Genomic DNA, 18131 nt, shown 5'->3' on the forward strand with positions numbered 1-18131 from the left:
GTAGGGTTGGGGGCGGTCGCCGCTCTTACCAGGGCGACCGGGTCCTGCCCATGGCGGCAGAACCGAGCCGGGGTCCGGGTTTCGGGGGGCGAGCGGCGGGCAGCAGCCCATGCTCCGCCGTTGATCTGACACCATTCCCCGGGGGCCCCGTTCGGCGGATGGACAGGGCTCGTCAGGAGAGACTTGCGACCAGGGGACGGATGGGACCGCGCAGTGCGGGGCTACGAACGCCAGGAGCGAGAGCCGGCGGCTGACGTCGACCACCTCTCTCGGTTCGAGGCCGAGATGGAGCGGCTGAAGACCGAGCGGGAAAAGGCGATCCAGCACGCCGAGGACCTCGGCTACCAGGTCGAGGTGCTGCGCGCCAAGTTGCACGAGGCGCGTCGCACCCTCATGTCCCGGCCCGAATTCGGCGGCGGGGACATCGGCTACCAGGCCGAACAGTTGCTGCGCAACGCCCAGATCCAGGCCGACCAGTTGCGCCAGGACGCCGAGCGCGAACTGAGCCAGGTCCGCGCCCAGACCCAGCGCATCCTCCAGGAGCACGCCGAGCAGGCCGCGCGTCTGCAGGCGGAGCTGCACCAGGAGGCCGTCACCCGACGTCAGCAGCTCGACCAGGAGCTGGCCGAGCGCCGGCAGACCGTCGAGTCGCACGTCAACGAGAACGTGGCGTGGGCCGAGCAGCTGCGCGCCCGCAGCGAGTCGCAGGCCCGACGGCTCCTGGAGGAGTCCCGTGCCGAGGCCGAGCAGGCCATGGCGGCCGCCCGTGCCGAGGCCGAGCGGGTCACCTCCGAGGCCCGCCAGCGTCTGCAGAGCGAGGCCGAGACCGCCCGTGCGGAGGCCGAACAGCTGCTGCGCCGCGCCCGCGCGGACGCCGAGCGCCTGCTCGACACCGCCTCCACGCAGGCCCAGGAGGCCACCGACCACGCCGAGCAGCTGCGCACGTCCACGGCGACCGAGTCGGACAGCGCCCGCCGCCAGGCCACCGAGCTCAGCCGGGCCGCCGAACAGCGGATGACGGAGGCCGAGGAGGCGCTGCGCAAGGCGCAGGCCGAGGCCGAGAAGGTGCTCACCGAGGCGAAGTCGGCCGCCGAGAAGACGCTCGCGAGCGCGGAGTCGGCCAACGAACAGCGCACCCGTACGGCCAAGGAGCAGGTCGCCCGGCTGGTCACCGAGGCCAGCCAGGAGGCCGAGGCGACCAAGGAGGCCGCCGAGCAGATCGTCGCGGACGCCCGCGCCGAGGCCGAGAAGATCGTCACCGAGGCCGCCGAGAAGGCCCGCACGCTCACCGCCGAGGAGAGCGCGACCCAGCTGTCCAAGGCCGCCAAGACCGCCGAGGACGTCCTCAACAAGGCACAGGAGGACGCGCAGCGGACCACCAGGGCCGCCACCGAGGAGGCCGAGCGGATCCGCCACGAGGCGGAGACCGAGGCGGACCGGCTGCGCGCCGAGGCGCACGACATCGCCGAGCAGCTCAAGGGCACGGCGAAGGACGACACCAAGGAGTACCGCGCCAAGACGGTCGAGCTGCAGGAGGAGGCCCGTCGGCTGCGCGGCGAGGCCGAGCAGCTGCGCGCCGACGCGGTCGCCGAGGGCGAGAAGATCCGCGCGGAGGCCCGCAAGGAGGCCGTCCAGCAGATCGAGGAGGCGGCCAAGACCGCCGAGGAGCTGCTCTCCAAGGCCAAGGCGGACGCCGACGAGCTGCGCCAGACCGCCACCACGGACAGCGAGAAGGTCCGCACCGAGGCCATCGAGCGCGCCACCACGCTGCGCCGGCAGGCCGAGGAGACCCTCCAGCGGACCCGTCAGGAGGCCGATCGGCACCGCGAGGAGGCCGTCGAGCAGTCCGAGGAGATCAAGGCCGACGCCGAGCGCGCCGCGCGCGAGCTGCACGAGGAGACCGAGCGGGCCATAGAGTCCCGTCGCGCCGAGGCCGCCGAGGAACTGACCCGGCTGCACACCGAGGCCGAGGAGCGCCTCGCCGCCGCCGAGCAGGCCCTCACCGAGGCCCGTGAGGAGGCCGCGCGGATCCGCCGCGAGGCATCCGAGGAGACCGACCGGCTGCGCGGCGAGGCCGCCGAGCGGATCCGCACCCTGCAGCAGCAGGCCGAGGCGGAGGCCGACCGGCTGCGCACCGAGGCCGCGTCCGACGCGTCCGCCTCCCGAGCCGAGGGCGAGGCCGTCGCCGTACGGCTGCGTTCCGAGGCCGCCGCCGAGGCGGAGCGGCTCAAGACCGAGGCGCAGGACACCGCGGACCGGGTCCGGGCGGAGGCGCAGGCCGCGGCGGAGCGGCTCGCCACCGAGGCGTCCGAGACGCTGGCCGCCGCCCAGGAGGAGGCCAACCGGCGCCGCCGGGAGGCCGAGGAGTATCTCGGCTCGGCGCGCCAGGAGGCCGACCAGGAGCGTGAGCGGGCCCGCGAGCAGAGCGAGGAGCTGCTGGCCTCGGCGCGCAACCGCGTGGAGGAGGCCCAGGCCGAGGCGGTACGGCTGGTCGAGGAGGCGGACCGGCGGGCCAACGAGATGGTGTCGGCCGCCGAGCAGCACGCCCAGCAGGTGCGGGACTCGGTCGCCGGGCTGCACGAGCAGGCGCAGGAGGAGATCACCGGGCTGCGCTCCGCCGCCGAGCACGTGGCGGACCGTACCCGGCGCGAGGCTCAGGAGGAGGCCGACCGGGTCCGCTCGGACGCCTACTCCGAGCGGGAGCGGGCCAGCGAGGACGCGGCCCGGATCCGGCGCGAGGCCACCGCGGAGACGGACGCCGCCAAGTCCCTTGCCGAGCGCACCGTCTCGGAGGCGATCTCGGAGGCGGAGCGGCTCAGGTCGGAGTCGTCCGAGTACGCCCAGCGGGCGCGCACCGAGGCCTCGGACGCCGTCGCCCAGGCCGAGCAGGACGCCTCCCGTACCCGGGCGGACGCCCGCGAGGACGCCAACCGCATCCGCTCGGACGCGGCGACGCAGGCCGACACCCTCATCACCGAGGCGCGCAGCGAGGCGGAGCGGCTCACCGAGGAGACCATCAACGACACCGACCGGCTGCGCACGGAGACGGTCGCCGAGGCCGAGCGGGTGCGCGCCGAGTCGGTCGCCAAGGCCGAGCAGCTGATCGGGGAGGCCTCCGGGGACGCGGAGCGGCTGCGCGCCGAGGCCGCCCAGACGGTCGGGCAGGCCCAGCAGCACGCGGAGCGGATCCGTACCGAGGCCGAGCGGGTCAGGGCGGACGCGGCGGCCGCGGCCGAGGAACTGGTCAACTCCGCGCGCGCGGAGGCCGATCGCACCCTCGACGAGGCACGCAAGGACGCCAACAAGCGGCGTTCCGAAGCGGCCGAGCAGGTCGACACGCTCATCACGGAGACCGCCGCCGAGGCGGACAAGCTGCTCAGCGAGGCGCAGCAGCAGGCGCTCAAGACCACCGCGGACGCCGAGGGGCAGGCCGACACCATGGTGGGCGCGGCCCGCAAGGAGGCCGACCGGCTGGTGTCCGAGGCGACCGTCGAGGGCAACGCGCGCGTGGAGAAGGCCCGCACGGACGCGGACGAACTGCTCGTCGGTGCCCGCCGGGACGCCACCGCGATAAGGGAGCGCGCCGAGGAGCTGCGCGACCGGATCACGGGCGAGATCGAGGCGCTGCACGAGCGGGCCCGCCGTGAGGCCGCGGAGACCATGAAGTCGACCGGCGACCGCTGCGACGCGCTCATCAAGGCCTCGGAGGAGCAGCTCGCCAAGGCCCAGGCGAAGGCCAGGGAGCTGGTCTCGGAGGCCAATTCGGAGGCCGGCAAGGTGCGTATCGCCGCGGTCAAGAAGGCCGAGGGGCTCCTCAAGGAGGCCGAGCAGAAGAAGGCCACCCTGGTCCGGGAGGCCGAGGAGCTCAAGGCCGAGGCGATCCGCGAGGCGAAGCGCACGGTCGAGGAGGGCAAGCGCGAGCTCGAGGTCCTCGTCCGCCGCCGTGAGGACATCAACACCGAGATCTCCCGTGTCCAGGATGTCCTGGAGGCGTTGGAGTCCTTCGAGGCTCCGTCGGCGGGCAAGGACGGCGGCGTCAAGGCGGGCGCCGCGGTCGGCGCCCCTCGTTCGGGTAAGCCGTCGGACAGCTGACCGACTGGTCGGAATCGGGTGCCGTCTGGGGCCTTTGACCAAGTTTTTGGCAAGCCGTCCCGGGGTTAGCCACTCAAAAGGGGTGTCATTCTCCAGATCAAACACGTATCCGCTCGATGACACACCGCTTCGGCCCCTAGGATTCCCCCTATCACCTCACCGGTCTCATTTGACAGGAACCCCATGAGCGACACTTCCCCCTACGGCTTCGAGCTTGTGCGGCGTGGGTACGACCGCGCTCAGGTGGACGAACGGATCTCCAAGCTCGTCTCCGACCGTGACAGCGCGCTCTCCCGCATCACCGCACTGGAGAAGCGCATCGAGGAGCTCCACCTCGAGACGCAGAACGCCCAGGCACAGGTCTCCGACGCCGAGCCGTCGTACGCCGGCCTCGGCGCGCGTGTCGAGAAGATCCTCCGCCTCGCCGAGGAGGAGGCCAAGGACCTGCGCGAGGAGGCCCGTCGCGCGGCCGAGCAGCACCGCGAACTCGCCGAGTCGGCGGCCCAGCAGGTCCGCAACGACGCAGAATCGTTCGCTGCGGAGCGCAAGGCCAAGGCCGAGGACGAGGGCGTCCGGATTGTCGAGAAGGCCAAGAGCGATTCCTCTCAGCTCCGTCAGGAGGCGCAGAAGGACGCGCAGCAGAAGCGTGAGGAGGCGGACGCCCTCTTCGAGGAGACCCGCGCCAAGGCAGCGCAGGCCGCCGCCGACTTCGAGACCAACCTCGCCAAGCGCCGCGAGCAGTCCGAGCGCGACCTGGCCTCGCGTCAGCAGAAGGCGGAGAAGCGTCTCGCGGAGATCGAGCACCGCGCGGAGCAGCTGCGCCTGGAGGCCGAGAAGCTGCGCACCGACGCCGAGCGCCGCGCCCGCCAGACGGTGGAGACCGCGCAGCGCCAGGCCGAGGACATCGTGGCCGACGCCAACGCCAAGGCCGACCGCATCCGTTCGGAATCCGAGCGGGAGCTTGCGGCTCTGACGAACCGTCGCGACTCGATCAACGCCCAGCTGACGAACGTCCGCGAGATGCTCGCCACGCTCACCGGCGCCGCGGTGGCCGCCGCCGGCAGCCCGGCCGACGACGAGCCGATCTCCCGTGGGGTTCCGGCCCAGCAGTCCCGGTAACACCGCCTGACGGCACATCAAGGGCCCGCACCTTCTCCCCCGACAGGTGCGGGCCCTTCGGCGTGTCCGCGGGCTGGTCCGGCACGGCAACTGATGGCCGGATTCCACATCTTTTGCCTCTCTCGTCGGCCTCCGTTTGCCCATACGATTGGCATCTGCCGAACCCCGCGCCTAGCGTGGTCCGCATGATCGAGCTAGCGGGGTTGACGAAGCGGTACGGCGAGAAGGTGGCGGTCAACAATCTGACCTTCACCGTCAGACCGGGCATCGTCACGGGCTTCCTCGGTCCCAACGGCGCCGGCAAGTCGACCACCATGCGCATGATGCTGGGCCTGGACCGGCCCACCGCCGGGGACGTCCGCATCGACGGCAAGCACTACGACCAGCTCAAGGACCCGCTCACCTACATCGGCGCCCTGCTGGACGCCAAGGCCATGCACGGTGGGCGCAGCGCCTTCAACCATCTGCTGTGTCTCGCGCAGAGCAACGGCATCCCGAAGAAGCGGGTGGACGAGGTCCTCGACACGGTCGGTCTCACCGCCGTCGCGAGGAAGAAGGCCAAGGGCTTCTCGCTGGGCATGGGTCAGCGGCTCGGCATCGCGGGCGCGTTGCTCGGTGACCCTCGGATCCTGATGTTCGACGAGCCGGTCAACGGGCTCGACCCCGAGGGCATCCACTGGATCCGCAATCTGATGAAGTCCCTTGCCGCGCAGGGCCGTACGGTCTTCGTCTCCTCCCATCTCATGAGCGAGATGGCGCTGACCGCCGACCATCTCGTCGTCATCGGCCAGGGACGGCTGCTCGCCGACACCTCCATGGCCGACTTCATCGCGCAGAACTCGCGGTCCTACGTCCGCATCCGCACCCCGCAGCGCGAGCGGCTGCTCGACGTGCTGCACGCGGCCGGGGTCACCGTCGTGGAGACCGGGAACGGCACGCTGGAGGTCGACGGAAGCAAGTCCGAGTACATCGGTGAGCTGGCCGCGCAGCACCAGATCGTGCTGCACGAGCTGAGCCCCCAACAGGCCTCCCTGGAGGAGGCGTTCATGCAGTTGACCGCGGAGTCGGTCGAGTACCACGCCCACAGCGACACACCCGTCGACGCACCGCTGCCGCCCCAGCAGCAGTGGGGCGACGGCTGGAAGGGGAACTGACCATGGCGGCGACCCAGGTCATCCGCTCCGAGTGGACCAAGATCCGGTCGGTGGCCTCCACGGTGTGGACGCTCTCCCTCGCCGTGGTGGTCACCATCGGGCTCGGCATCCTGATCTCGGCCCTGTCGAAGAACGAGTTCGACAACATGAGCCGCGAGGACAAGCTCTCCTTCGACCCGACCTTCATCAGCTTCGCCGGGATGAGCCTCGGACAGCTCGCGATGATCGTGTTCGGGGTGCTCGTCGTCTCGAACGAGTACAGCACCGGCATGATCCGCACCTCGCTGGCCGCCGTGCCGCAGCGCGGCAGCTTCCTGGTCAGCAAGATCGCGGTCGCCACCGGGCTCTCGCTGGCCGTCGGCCTCGTCACCAGCTTCGTGACGTTCTTCCTCGGGCAGGCGATGCTCGGCTCGCACCGGGCGGAGATCAGCGACCCGGGCGTGCTGCGTGCCGTGATCGGCGGTGGCGTCTACATGACCCTCATTGCGATGTTCTCGATGGGCGTCGCCGCGATGCTGCGCTCGCCGATGCTGTCGCTGGGCATCCTGATGCCGTTCTTCTTCCTCATCTCCAACATCCTCGGCAACGTCTCGGCCACCAAGAAGATCGGCCGGTACCTGCCCGACCAGGCCGGCAGCAGGATCATGCAGGTGGTCACCCCGATCGACGACGACACTCCCTACGGCCCCTGGGGCGGGCTCGGGATCATGGCGCTGTGGGTGGCGGTGGCGCTGATCGGCGGTTATGTCCTGTTGAAGAAGCGGGACGCGTGACGCGAAGAGCCTTTGCTTTCATTTGAGCGGAACCGTCAGCGCCCCGATAAGCTCCTAACCCTTACGGGGGGCGTGTGCCCCGCTGTCCTGAACCTTGCGATGGGTGCGGAGCATGATCGAGGCAGTCGGCCTGACCAAGCGCTACGGCGACAAGACCGCTGTGTACAACCTTTCCTTCCAGGTACGTCCCGGTGCCGTCACCGGCTTCCTGGGCCCCAACGGCTCGGGCAAGTCGACGACCATGCGGATGATCCTCGGGCTGGACAACCCCACCTCGGGGCAGGTGACGATCGGCGGCTACCCGTATCGCAGGCTGCCCAACGCGGCCCGGCAGGTCGGTGCGCTCCTCGACGCCAAGGCCGTGCACGGCGGGCGGGCGGCCCGTAACCACCTGCTGTGCCTGGCCCAGCTGTCCGGGATCCCGGCCCGCAGGGTGGACGAGGTGCTGGGTGTGGTCGGCCTCCAGGACGTGGCCAGGAAGCGTTCCAAGGGCTTCTCTCTCGGTATGGGGCAGCGGCTCGGGATCGCTGCCGCGCTGCTCGGCGACCCCCAGGTGCTGCTCTTCGACGAGCCGGTCAACGGGCTCGACCCCGAGGGCATCCTGTGGGTGCGCAACCTCATGAAGGCGCTCGCGGCGGAGGGCCGTACGGTCTTCGTCTCCTCCCACCTCATGAGCGAGATGGCGCTGACCGCCGACCATCTCATCGTCATCGGACGCGGGCAGCTGCTCGCCGACATGAACATCCAGGACTTCATCGCCGCGAACTCCGCGGGCTTCGCGCGGGTGCGGACGCCGGACACCGAACCGCAGCTGCGCGAGAAGCTGTCGGCCGCGATCACCGAGGCGGGCGGGCACGTCCTGCCGGAGCAGGACGGGGCGCTGCGGGTCACGGGGCTGGCCCTCCCCCGCATCAGCGACATCGCGCACGACACGGACGTACGCCTGTGGGAGCTGTCGCCGCACCAGGCCTCGCTGGAGGAGGCCTACATGCGGATGACGCAGGGCGCGGTGGACTACCGCTCGACCATCGACCAGAAGGCGGGCCTGATGCAGCCCCTGCCGCCGGGCACGCAGCCCCCCATGCCGGTCCCGGGCCAGGGCCAGCCGGGCTGGTACGCCCCGCCGCCGCCCCAGCAGGGCGGTCAGCCGTTCGCAGGCCCGCAGGGCCAGGCGCAGGCGGGCCCGTACGGCGGTCCCGGCGCCGGCACGCCCAATCCGTACGCCCAGGCGGGCCCCGCGGCTCCCCAGGGCCAGGCTCAGCCGCCCTTCCAGCCTCCAGCGACTCCGCAGCCGCAGGCCTCCGCTCCCGCCACCCCGACCAAGCCCGAGGACGTCCGATGAGCACCCCGCAGCCCTCGATGCCGCAGGCCCAGGCCGCCGTGCCGAACCGGCAGCCGGCGGACGGGTCGTCGTACCGCGGCTACACCTCGCCGATCCCCATCGTGCGCACCCATCTCGGGAACGCCATCGCGTCGGAGTGGACGAAGATCCGGTCGGTGCGGTCGACGATCTGGACGCTCGGCGTGTTCGTGCTGCTCGTGATCGGGATCGGGATCGGGGTCGCCGCGCTGATCGCGGCCAACGCCTCCCCCGAGGACCTGAACAACGACAGTCCGCTGTCGTTGGGCTTCTTCGGGCTGCTGCTCGGCAGCATGTGCGTCATCACACTCGGTGTGCTGACCACCGCCTCGGAGTACGGCACCGGAATGATCCGCACGACGATGGTCGCCTGCCCCTCCCGCGGCCGGGTCCTCACGGCGAAGGCGGTCGTGTTCTTCGCCGTCGCCTTCGTGACCACCCTCGTCTCGGTCCTCGTCGTAGCCCTCGCGGACGTGGCCCTGCTGGACGGAGCCCGGACCCCGACCGGCCAGGAATGGCTGAAGGGCACCATCGGCATCTCGCTCTACATCGCCCTGCTCGGCCTGTTCTCGCTGATCATCGGTTCGATCATCCGGCACTCGGCAGGCGCGATCACCATCATGATCGGTGTCGTGCTGGCCCCGCTGGTCATCGCGCTGTTCATGGTCTCGCAGTCCCTGGATGGCCTGCGCCAGGCATTGTTCGAGTACTCCATCCCGAACCAGCTCAGCGTGTTCTACTCCAACTCCCTCACCGAGACCGGCCCCTCGGGCTGGGACCCGTTGTGGATCATCATCGGCGTGACGGCCGCGGCGTTCGCCTGCGCCTTCGCCCTGCTGGAGAAGCGGGACGTCTGATCTTCCAGAACCTCGGCTGATCCCCTAGAACCTCGGCGCGTTACGGGACCGCTGCACCCGCGTGGTGCGGCGGTCCCGCGCGTTCCAGCACGCCTTGTGCCAGTGTCTGCGCTCGTCGACACCCGAGTGGTCCGGCCAGGCCACGATGTGCGGGACTCCGTCCGGGATCATCTGGTCGCAGCCAGGACAGCGGTACGTCTTGCCCTGCGCGCTCGCCCCTGCCACATGCCGGATGTTCCAGTCCTCGCCCTGCCAGTGCGTCGAGGACTGGAAGCCGCCGTAGCGGCCTGAACGGTCGTCCTCGGCACTCCGGCCGGCCGAGTCCGACGAACCGGAACCCTTGGGTCGGTTGCGACGCGGGGACACAGGACACCTCACGGGGCTATACAGGGAGCAGGGACCGTGTCCAGCCTACGCGGCACGAGGCGGGGTACGCGTAGGGCACCAACCCCCACAAGTGCCCCTCCGGGGCGACCCATTCTGCAGACAATCGGCAAATCTCTCCGCCAGGCCGTGTCCTCGGCACGTGTCAGACGGTTATGCCGGGTGGGGGAGCTCCGTGTCGGAGCCAAGGAAGCAGGAAGAGCACATGCACGTTGGAAGTTTCGTGTTGGCGGCCCAGTTCCCGGGGCAGGGCCAGGGGGAGGCGCTGCACCGCGCGGTCCGCTCGGCCGAGGTCGCGGAGGAGGCCGGACTCGACGCGGTCTGGCTGGCAGAACACCACTTCGTGCCGTACGGCACCTGCCCGTCGGCGATCACCCTGGCGGCCCTGCTGCTGGGCCGCACCCGCCGTATCCGCGTCGGCACCGCCGTGAGCGTGCTGCCCACGGCCCACCCCGTCGCCCTCGGCGAACAGGCCGCACTGCTGCACATGACGAGCGGCGGGCGCTTCTCGCTCGGCGTGGGGCGCGGCGGTCCGTGGGTCGACCTGGAGGTGTTCGGGTCGGGTCTTCAGGCGTACGAGAAGGGGTTCCCGGAATCACTCGATCTGCTGGTGCGCTGGCTGCGTGAACCCTCCGTCGGAGCCGACGGCGAGCGCTTCCGCTTCCGTGAAGTGCCCGTCGTACCACGGCCGTCGGAGTCGCTCACGGAAGCGGACGGTCCGGAGGTGGTCGTCGCCTGCACCTCCCCGGCGAGCGTCCGGCTGGCCGCCGAGCGCGGGCTGCCGATGCTGCTCGGGATGCATGTCGGGGACGAGGAGAAGGCGGAGATGGTCGCCCTGTGGCGCAGGCAGGCGCGCGCCGCCGGACACGCGCCGGAGAAGGTCCTTGACGCGCCCCATGTCTCGGCCGGTGTCTGCCAGATCGCGGACCGGCGCACGGACGCGGTGGAGGCCCTCGTGAAGGCGATGCCGGGCTGGCTCAGGCAGGGACTCGGCGCCCATGTCACGGTCGACGGCCGTGCGCGGCAGATGCGCGATCCGGTGGCCTACACGGAACTGCTCTGCGGGCTGCACCCGGTGGGGACTCCGCGGCTGTGCGCCGACCGCCTCGCGGCGACCAGCGAACGGACGGGTGTCTCCCGCTTCGCCCTGCTCGTCGAGGGCTCGGGAGACCTGGCGGCCACCGAGGAGAACGTACGGCGGCTGGGTGCGGAAGTGCTGCCGCATCTGACCTGAAACGGAACAACCCTGCCCGGCGGGAGCTTGCCGCCCCGGTACTGATGCACCTCCCGCGTACGGAGCGGCAAGCAAGCGGCGCCGCGTCAGCAGTCCCGGAACTCCGGAGACTGGTTCAGCAGCTGACTGCGCACCGAGGTGAAGCGGACCAGCGTCTCGTCGACCGAGGAGTCCAACGGGAACACCGCCACCCGGTGGCAGTTCTGGAAGGCCAGCCGCACACCGAAGTGCCGCTGAAGCGCGCCGCGTATCGCGTCACTCGCAAGCGCACGCAGCAGCTGACCGCGTGCCTGCTCGTCCGGCGGGGGCGTCTGGTTGTCGGCGAAGTTGCCGCCGTCGACCTTCAGCTGGGCCACCAGGGAGCTGATCATCTCCCATGCGTAGGGCAGGGAGGTCCGGACGCAGTCGACGAATTCCGCTTCGTCGACCTCGCCTCGCTCGGCCTTCTCGAGTAGGGCCGGTGAGACGTCGAGCGACATGGGTTCTCCTCTCGCACCCCCGATTCCTCAGGGGTTGCCGGACAGATGAGGGAGTTCGCGCTGCCGGACACGCTCAGTACACGCCTCGCGACCTCCCGTTTACTACGGTAGGCAACCGACGGTGACGGCACCAGGAGAATGCGAACAAAGAGCACTCCCAACAGGCCCACAATCGGCCACAAGTGAACAGGGTTTCTCCACAGCCTTACGGGCCGAATCGCGTGGACATGCGCCCGTCGAGTAGCGTTGCCGACCATGCGTCTCGTCATTGCCCGGTGTTCCGTCGACTACGCGGGCCGGCTCACCGCCCACCTGCCCTCGGCCCCCCGTCTGATCCTGGTGAAGGCGGACGGCAGCGTCTCCATCCACGCCGACGACCGGGCCTACAAGCCCCTGAACTGGATGTCGCCGCCCTGCACGTTGAAGGAGGGGACCGGCGACGAGGAAGGCGTCTGGACCGTCATCAACAAGGCGGGCGAGAAGCTCATCATCACGATGGAGGAAGTTCTCCACGACTCCTCGCACGAACTCGGCGTGGATCCCGGCCTGATCAAGGACGGCGTGGAAGCACACCTTCAGGAGCTGCTCGCCGACCGCATCGAAACGCTCGGCGACGGCTACACCCTGATCCGCCGCGAGTACATGACGGCCATCGGCCCGGTCGACATCCTGTGCCGGGACGCCGACGGCCAGACGGTCGCGGTGGAGATCAAGCGGCGCGGCGAGATCGACGGCGTCGAACAACTCACCCGCTACCTCGACCTGTTGAACCGGGACCCCCATCTCGCCCCGGTCCGCGGCATCTTCGCCGCCCAGGAGATCAAGCCGCAGGCCCGGGTCCTCGCGACCGACCGCGGTATCGGCTGCCACGTCATGGACTACGACGCGCTGCGGGGCATCGAGGACGACAAGCTGCGGCTGTTCTGACAGCACCTCTTCTTCTACGACGACGAGGGCCGGGTCCGATACGTGGACCCGGCCCTCTTGTGTCGCGCTGTCCGTCAGATGACCTGCGCCGAGTTGCTCGGTGAGCTCACGGTGCTGCTCTGCGGGGCACTGGCCGAGCTGCTGGTCTCCACCGGGGTGGTGGAGGCGGGGCCGCTGGCCGAGTCGGAGGTGGTGGGGGTCGTGTCGGTCGGGGTGCCCGTGGGCGGATCCGTCGGCGTAGCGGACGTCGAGGCGGACGGCGATGTCGAGCCGGACGGGGTCGTCGACGGCCTGTCGGACGGCGAGGTCGTCGGCCTCGTCGTGTTCGACGGCCTCGGCGACGAGGGCCTGGACGAACTCGACGAACCACCGCCCTGCGTCCCACTCGGCCTGTCCGAAGGCTCTGCCACATCCGTAGGCGTCGGATCGTCCGAAGTCCCGTACGTCCCATCGGGCCCCGGGTCGGTCGGACGGGACGTGGCCGTACCCGTGTCACCCTGGCCGTCGTCGTTCTTCGGGACGTCGGCGCCGAGGTTGCCGTCGTCGATGCCGACGCTGGCCGACGGGTTGACACCCACCTCGTTGGACGGGGAGTTCGGGTCGTTGTCGGAGGTGGCGCCCAGCGTCACGACCGTGCCGAGCACCGCGACCAGCAGCGCACCCGCGCCGGCCGCGACGAGGTTGCGCTTGGCGAGGCCCTTGAGTCCGCCCCGGGCCTTGCGCGAGGGCGCGCGTGTGGAGGGCGGGCGGTGGACGACGATCGTCTGCGAGTCGGCCGGTGACTGGAGCGGCGGGAAGGCAGCGGGAACTCCCCCGGGCGGCGAGGCCGACTCGTCGTACCGGGCGTCGGGCAGCTCCTCGCCCGCCATCGCGCCGAGGCCGGCCAGACCGAGCGCGCTGCCGTCCCGGTCGGAGACCAGGGCGAGGGCGCGGCGCCCCGCGACGGTGCCGCGCTTGTCGGCGAGGGCGCCGCGCAGGCCGATGGAGGCCTCCAGTTCGGCGCGGGCCCGGTCGAGCTGTCCGCCGCAGAGCGCGAGGATGCCGAGCTCGTGGTGGAAGTAGGCCTGTTCGGACACCTCGCCGGCCAGCCGGGAGGCCTCGGAACCGGCCCGCAGCGAACGCTCCCAGGCCCCCCAGTGGCCGCCGGCGGCGAACGCGGGCGCCGCCGTGCGGGCCAGCTGCACGGTGACGGCCTCCTCGCCCTCGGCGGGCGGGGTGGTGGCCGGGACCAGGACGGCGAGGGCGGCAAGCAGGGCATCGGCTTCGGCGCACACCCGCTCGGGGGTGACCGAGGGGTGGCCGGCCCACCAGCCGTAGTGCTGGGCGGCGGTGAGGGCGGGGGTCTCGATGTCGTCGCCGTATCCGGCGGCTTCCAGCTGGGTGAGGACACCGGCGGCAAGCCGGTAGCGGGAGCCGACCGGGGAGACCAGACCGCAGTCCGCGAGCTCGCCGAGTGCGGCGTCCGCGTGGGTGTCGCCCACCAGTGCGGGCAGGTGCGCCTGGTGGGGCACCTCGCCGCCGAGCGCGACGGCGAACCGCAGGGTGGCGCGCGCGGACTCGCTCAGCCGGGACGCGAGCAGCGGGGCCGGTGCCGCGGCCTCGCCGAGCGCGGGCAGGGGTATCTCCTCGCCCTCGTCGGGGGTGAACGGGGCGTCCACCGGGGCCGCGTCCGCGAAGACACCGAACTCGTCGACGGCGTTCGCCCCGGCCCGCAGCCGGTCGCGCTGCCTGAGCAGAGCACCCGCCTGGACGAAGCGCAGGGGCAGACCCTCGGACTCGAACCAGAGGTCGCCCGCCCAGTTCGACTCCTCTTCCGTCAGCACCCGGCCGACGGAACGCTCCAGAAGCTCCAGGCCGTCGGCGCGCTCCAGGCCGCTGAGGAAGATCTCCTCGACGGCGGAGTCGGCCGAGGGCGCGGGCACGTCGGGTGTCGCGCCGATCACGAACGCGCACTCGGGGGTGGCGTCCAGCAGTTCGTCGAGGGCCGCGCCGCCGAACTCGATGTCGTCGAGGACGACGACCGCGCCGACCTCCCGGACGCAGGAGAGCAGCTCGTCCCGGTCGGGGCGGTGCAGGGGCGAGTTGAAGACGGCGTAGAAGAGGTCGTACAGCAGTTCGCTCGCCGTGCGGTTGAAGCCGGTGAGGCGGACCACCCCGTCGGGGGCGAGGTCGCCGCAGTCCTCGGCGACGAGGTCGAGGAGGCTGGTGCGGCCGGAGCCGGCGGGGCCGGTCAGGCGTACCGAGCGGCCGCGGGCGAGCAGCCGTACGAGTCGTTCGCGCTCGTCCTGGCGGGCCAGGAGCGACAGCGCGGTGCGGGTCGGTCCGGGCGGGACGGGCGGGCGGGCAGCCCGGTCCACCTCGGCGCGTTCGGCGGCGCTGTATCTCTCGGGCCGTCCGGGCCGCTCGCCGGGCGGGCAGGCCTCTATCTCGCTGCCGTCGACGGGGTTGACGGTGAGCAGGAAGTCGCCCGCGACGAGCTGCACGGTACGGGCGAGCGTGGGCGAGTGCTGGCCGAAGTCTGTGGTGAGGGAGTCCCTGGGAGGCCGCTGACGCGGCGTGCCGCCGTCGTCGTCATGGCCGTACTCCTCGGGTCCCCGGTTGTTCGGGTCCATAGGTTCAAGCCCCCCAAAAGCGTCTCGTGTGCCGTCAGTGGCCCCTCCCGGCCTGCAGCACACTGCGCTGTCGCTTCTGGTCCGGGCCCGCTGGAAGGGATGCAGACAGCGGGCGACCGAACCCTAAACCTTCGCACAGTATCTACGACAGCCCGGGGTACCGCGCCGTCCGAGACGTCACAGTCTCGTGAGGATTGCGCGCGGGATACGTTTCGCCTGGGTGGCCGGGGTCACACGCGGGGCAGTGACTCCACCCCGATGCCGCCTTCGATCGCCAGGATCCGGTGCAGTCGGGTGGCGACCAGGAGGCGCTGCATCTGCGGCGGTACGTCGCGCAGCACCAGCCGGCGACCGCAGCGACCGGCCCTGCGGTGCGCCCCCATGATCACCCCGAGCCCGGTGGCGTCCCAGGAATCCAGCTCGGACAGGTCGAGCACCAGATCGCCGACTCCGTCGTCGACGGCCGAGTGCAGGACCGTACGGGCGTCCGCCGCGCTGCGGACGTCGAGGCGGCCCCCGACGACCAGCTCGGCGTGGTCGCCCCTGATGTACATATGCGCTCCCCGTGAGTGCGTGTAGTACTCCACGAATCTGATGTCCAGTGATGACACCTCTGACTGCGTTGGGCGGTCGGAGGTTGCCGTCTGTAAGCGAACCGATACCGAATTCACCCTCGGGTGTGAAACCCGAGGGGCTTGTGCGGTTTCAGTGCTTGTAGAAGCCCTGCCCGCTCTTGCGTCCGATGTCACCGGCGTCCACCATCCGGCGCATCAGCTCCGGCGGGGCGAACTTCTCGTCCTGGGACTCGGTGTAGATGTTGCTGGTGGCGTGCAGCAGGATGTCGACGCCGGTCAGGTCCGCCGTGGCGAGCGGTCCCATGGCGTGGCCGAAGCCCAGCTTGCAGGCGAGGTCGATGTCCTCGGCGGTCGCGACGCCCGACTCGTAGAGCTTGGTCGCCTCGACGACGAGGGCGGAGATGAGACGGGTGGTCACGAACCCCGCCACGTCCCTGTTCACGACGATGCAGGTCTTGCCGACCGACTCGGCGAACTCCCGAGCGGTGGCGAGGGTTTCGTCGCTCGTCTTGTAGCCGCGGACCAGCTCGACGAGCTGCATCATCGGCACCGGCGAGAAGAAGTGCACGCCGACCACGCGCTCCGGGTGCTCGGTGGCCGCCGCGATCTTGGTGATCGGGATCGCGGAGGTGTTGGAGGCGAGCACGGCGTCCGCGCGGACGATCTTGTCGAGCGTGCGGAAGATCTCGTGCTTGACTTCGAGCTTCTCGAAGACGGCCTCGACGACGATGTCGGCGTCGGCGGCCGCGCCCAGGTCGGTGGTCGCGGTGATCCGGGCGAGGGCGGCGTCGGCGTCGTGCGCCTCCAGCCTGCCCTTGCTCACGAACTTGTCGTACGAAGCCTTGATGCCGTCGGTACCGCGCTTCAGCGCTTCGTCGGTGACGTCCCTGAGGACCACGTCCCAGCCCGCCTGGGCGGAGACCTGGGCGATGCCGGAACCCATCAGGCCGGCGCCGATGACGGCAAGCTTCCGTGCCACTGTTGCGACTCCCCTTTGAAACGCCTTACACCCTGTTTACGTTGCCTCTTCGGCGGACCCTAGCGCTCGTGAGGTGCTGTGTGACCGGTTAGTAATGCGCGTCACGTCTCATCTGACGGACATCACACCGGCAGACGTCACTAGTGGTCTCGTACGGCGTAGTTGAGCACCCTATCGCTCAACAGCTCCTCCTTCTCGTCGAGAAGCACGAGCACCTCTCGTGCCACTTCGTCCGGATTGCGCCCGGCGGCCGATCTGACCGGCGATCAGGCCTCCGTCCGGCTCGCCTCGACGGCCGGAGCGTACTTACGCTGACCTCATGGTCAATCTGACGCGCATCTACACCAGGACCGGCGACCAGGGCACCACCGCCCTCGGCGACATGAGCAGGGTCGTCAAGACCGATCTGCGGATCTCCGCGTACGCGGACACCAACGAGGCGAACGCGGTGATCGGCACGGCGATCGCCCTGGGCGGTCTCGAGGAGGAGGTCGTCAAGGTCCTCACCCGTGTGCAGAACGACCTGTTCGATGTCGGAGCCGATCTCTCGACGCCCGTCGTCGAGAAGCCCGAGTTCCCGCCCCTGCGTGTCGAGCAGTTCTACGTCGACAAGCTGGAGGCGGACTGCGACCGCTTCAACGAGCGGCTGGAGAAGCTCCGCTCCTTCATCCTCCCGGGCGGCACCCCGGGCGCGGCCCTGCTCCACCAGGCCTGCACGGTCGTACGCCGCGCCGAGCGCTCGACGTGGGCAGCGCTGGAGGTCCACGGCGAGGCGATGAACCCTCTTACGGCGACCTACCTGAACCGTCTGTCGGACCTGCTCTTCATCCTTGCCCGTACAGCCAACAAGGAGGTCGGGGACGTGCTCTGGGTCCCGGGCGGCGAACGCTAGCGACCACTCCCGTCCGGCCGGGGGTCCGGGGGTCGCCCCCCGGAAGATGCAGCATCCTTGCCCGCACGGCCAACAAGGAGGTCGGGGACGTGCTCTGGGGTCCCGGGCGGGGAGCGTTAGCGCCCGCGCTTGGGGAACAGCGTGTAGCTGCCGGCGATGACCACGTTGATGCCGATCAGCCACAGCATGCGTTGCTGCCAGGCGCGCAGCGATTCGGTCTGCCCGTCGCCGACGTACCAGACCGCGGCCTGGAGCAGAGCCATGGCGACCACCGCGGCGAGGATCCAGCGGCCCGCGACCTTCCACTCGTGGACGGCGCGGGCCATGCCGTACCTCGGCGGCTTCACCGGCGGCGGGCCGCCCGCGAACCGGTGGGCGACCCAGGCGTCCGCCCACTTGATCGTGGAGTGACCGAGGCCCACGGTGAAACCGATGTAGACGGCGGCCAGGCCGTGCTTCCAGTCGGGTTCGGCACCGTTCCTGAGGTCGATCGCGGTGACCGTGAACAGCACGAGCTCCAGCAACGGCTCGCACAGCAGCAGGGCCAGCCCGACGCGCGGCATGCGCAGCCCGTAACGGAAGGTCAGCCCGGCTGCCAGCAGCACCCAGAAGGCGACCTCACACGCGACGATCAGTCCGACGATCACGACCGCTCCCTTCGTCCGCTCTCCAGGCTCCCGGCGCGCGCGATCCC

General features: G+C 70.6%; 15 protein-coding genes and 1 pseudogene. 9 read left to right on the forward strand and 7 right to left on the reverse strand.

What is annotated here, in order from left to right; all coding sequences use genetic code 11:
• The first annotated feature begins 213 nt into the window (after window positions 1-213).
• From scy to RNB18_RS14895, 6 genes are all read left to right on the forward strand, one after another.
• The gene (gene scy, locus RNB18_RS14870; RefSeq protein ID WP_311714561.1) at window positions 214-4092 is read left to right on the forward strand and encodes a polarized growth protein Scy; all 3879 of its coding nucleotides are present in this window, start codon (window positions 214-216) and stop codon (window positions 4090-4092) included.
• A 183-nt stretch (window positions 4093-4275) separates the two neighbouring features.
• Window positions 4276-5211, forward strand: coding sequence for a coiled-coil domain-containing protein (locus RNB18_RS14875; RefSeq protein ID WP_057612062.1), 936 nt, complete (start codon window positions 4276-4278; stop codon window positions 5209-5211).
• 185 nt (window positions 5212-5396) lie between these two features.
• A complete protein-coding gene (locus tag RNB18_RS14880; RefSeq protein WP_311714562.1) occupies window positions 5397-6365 on the forward strand; it encodes an ABC transporter ATP-binding protein in 969 nt (322 codons plus the stop codon).
• 2 nt (window positions 6366-6367) lie between these two features.
• Window positions 6368-7138, forward strand: coding sequence for an ABC transporter permease (locus RNB18_RS14885; protein ID WP_311714563.1), 771 nt, complete (start codon window positions 6368-6370; stop codon window positions 7136-7138).
• A 112-nt stretch (window positions 7139-7250) separates the two neighbouring features.
• On the forward strand, window positions 7251-8480 hold the full coding sequence (locus RNB18_RS14890; RefSeq protein ID WP_311714564.1) for an ABC transporter ATP-binding protein: 1230 nt from the start codon (window positions 7251-7253) through the stop codon (window positions 8478-8480).
• Complete coding sequence (locus RNB18_RS14895) at window positions 8477-9355, forward strand: ABC transporter permease subunit (protein WP_311714565.1); 879 nt, start codon at window positions 8477-8479, stop codon at window positions 9353-9355. The genes RNB18_RS14890 and RNB18_RS14895 overlap by 4 nt, the downstream gene beginning before the upstream one ends.
• A gap of 24 nt (window positions 9356-9379) precedes the next feature.
• Here the strand turns inward: RNB18_RS14895 and RNB18_RS14900 are convergent, their stop codons facing one another.
• Window positions 9380-9721, reverse strand: coding sequence for an ATP/GTP-binding protein (locus tag RNB18_RS14900; RefSeq protein WP_311714566.1), 342 nt, complete (start codon window positions 9719-9721; stop codon window positions 9380-9382).
• Between the two features lie 223 nt (window positions 9722-9944).
• Here RNB18_RS14900 and RNB18_RS14905 point away from each other — a divergent pair, with 223 nt between their 5' ends.
• Complete coding sequence (locus RNB18_RS14905) at window positions 9945-10973, forward strand: LLM class flavin-dependent oxidoreductase (RefSeq protein WP_311714567.1); 1029 nt, start codon at window positions 9945-9947, stop codon at window positions 10971-10973.
• 86 nt (window positions 10974-11059) lie between these two features.
• On the opposite strand, the gene RNB18_RS14910 is transcribed toward RNB18_RS14905, so the two are convergent.
• The gene (locus RNB18_RS14910) at window positions 11060-11452 is read right to left on the reverse strand and encodes an SCO5389 family protein (RefSeq protein WP_007384741.1); all 393 of its coding nucleotides are present in this window, start codon (window positions 11450-11452) and stop codon (window positions 11060-11062) included.
• Between the two features lie 255 nt (window positions 11453-11707).
• On the opposite strand from RNB18_RS14910, the gene nucS reads away from it, so the two are divergent.
• Window positions 11708-12379, forward strand: a complete 672-nt coding sequence (gene nucS, locus RNB18_RS14915; protein WP_057612068.1) for an endonuclease NucS — start codon at window positions 11708-11710, stop codon at window positions 12377-12379.
• A gap of 74 nt (window positions 12380-12453) precedes the next feature.
• On the opposite strand, the gene RNB18_RS14920 is transcribed toward nucS, so the two are convergent.
• The 4 genes and pseudogenes from RNB18_RS14920 to RNB18_RS14935 form a co-directional block, all read right to left on the reverse strand.
• Window positions 12454-14991 carry an ATP-binding protein gene (locus tag RNB18_RS14920; RefSeq protein ID WP_311714568.1) on the reverse strand — a complete coding sequence of 846 codons (2538 nt, stop codon included), beginning with the start codon at window positions 14989-14991 and terminating at the stop codon, window positions 12454-12456.
• A gap of 230 nt (window positions 14992-15221) precedes the next feature.
• Window positions 15222-15545 (reverse strand): STAS domain-containing protein, encoded by a 324-nt coding sequence (locus RNB18_RS14925; RefSeq protein WP_031040714.1) that lies wholly within the window; start codon window positions 15543-15545, stop codon window positions 15222-15224.
• A 151-nt stretch (window positions 15546-15696) separates the two neighbouring features.
• Entirely contained in the window at window positions 15697-16545 is an 849-nt protein-coding gene (locus RNB18_RS14930; RefSeq protein WP_311714569.1) for a 3-hydroxyacyl-CoA dehydrogenase family protein, read from the reverse strand.
• A 140-nt stretch (window positions 16546-16685) separates the two neighbouring features.
• A pseudogene (locus tag RNB18_RS14935) lies at window positions 16686-16793 on the reverse strand (TetR/AcrR family transcriptional regulator); the annotation flags it as partial.
• Between the two features lie 71 nt (window positions 16794-16864).
• Here RNB18_RS14935 and RNB18_RS14940 point away from each other — a divergent pair.
• Window positions 16865-17437, forward strand: a complete 573-nt coding sequence (locus RNB18_RS14940) for a cob(I)yrinic acid a,c-diamide adenosyltransferase (RefSeq protein WP_311714570.1) — start codon at window positions 16865-16867, stop codon at window positions 17435-17437.
• A gap of 116 nt (window positions 17438-17553) precedes the next feature.
• Here the strand turns inward: RNB18_RS14940 and RNB18_RS14945 are convergent, their stop codons facing one another.
• Window positions 17554-18084 (reverse strand): hypothetical protein, encoded by a 531-nt coding sequence (locus tag RNB18_RS14945; protein ID WP_311714571.1) that lies wholly within the window; start codon window positions 18082-18084, stop codon window positions 17554-17556.
• Window positions 18085-18131: the final 47 nt, after the last annotated feature.

Source organism: Streptomyces doebereineriae (assembly GCF_031845645.1).
GTDB classification, from domain to species: domain Bacteria; phylum Actinomycetota; class Actinomycetes; order Streptomycetales; family Streptomycetaceae; genus Streptomyces; species Streptomyces canus.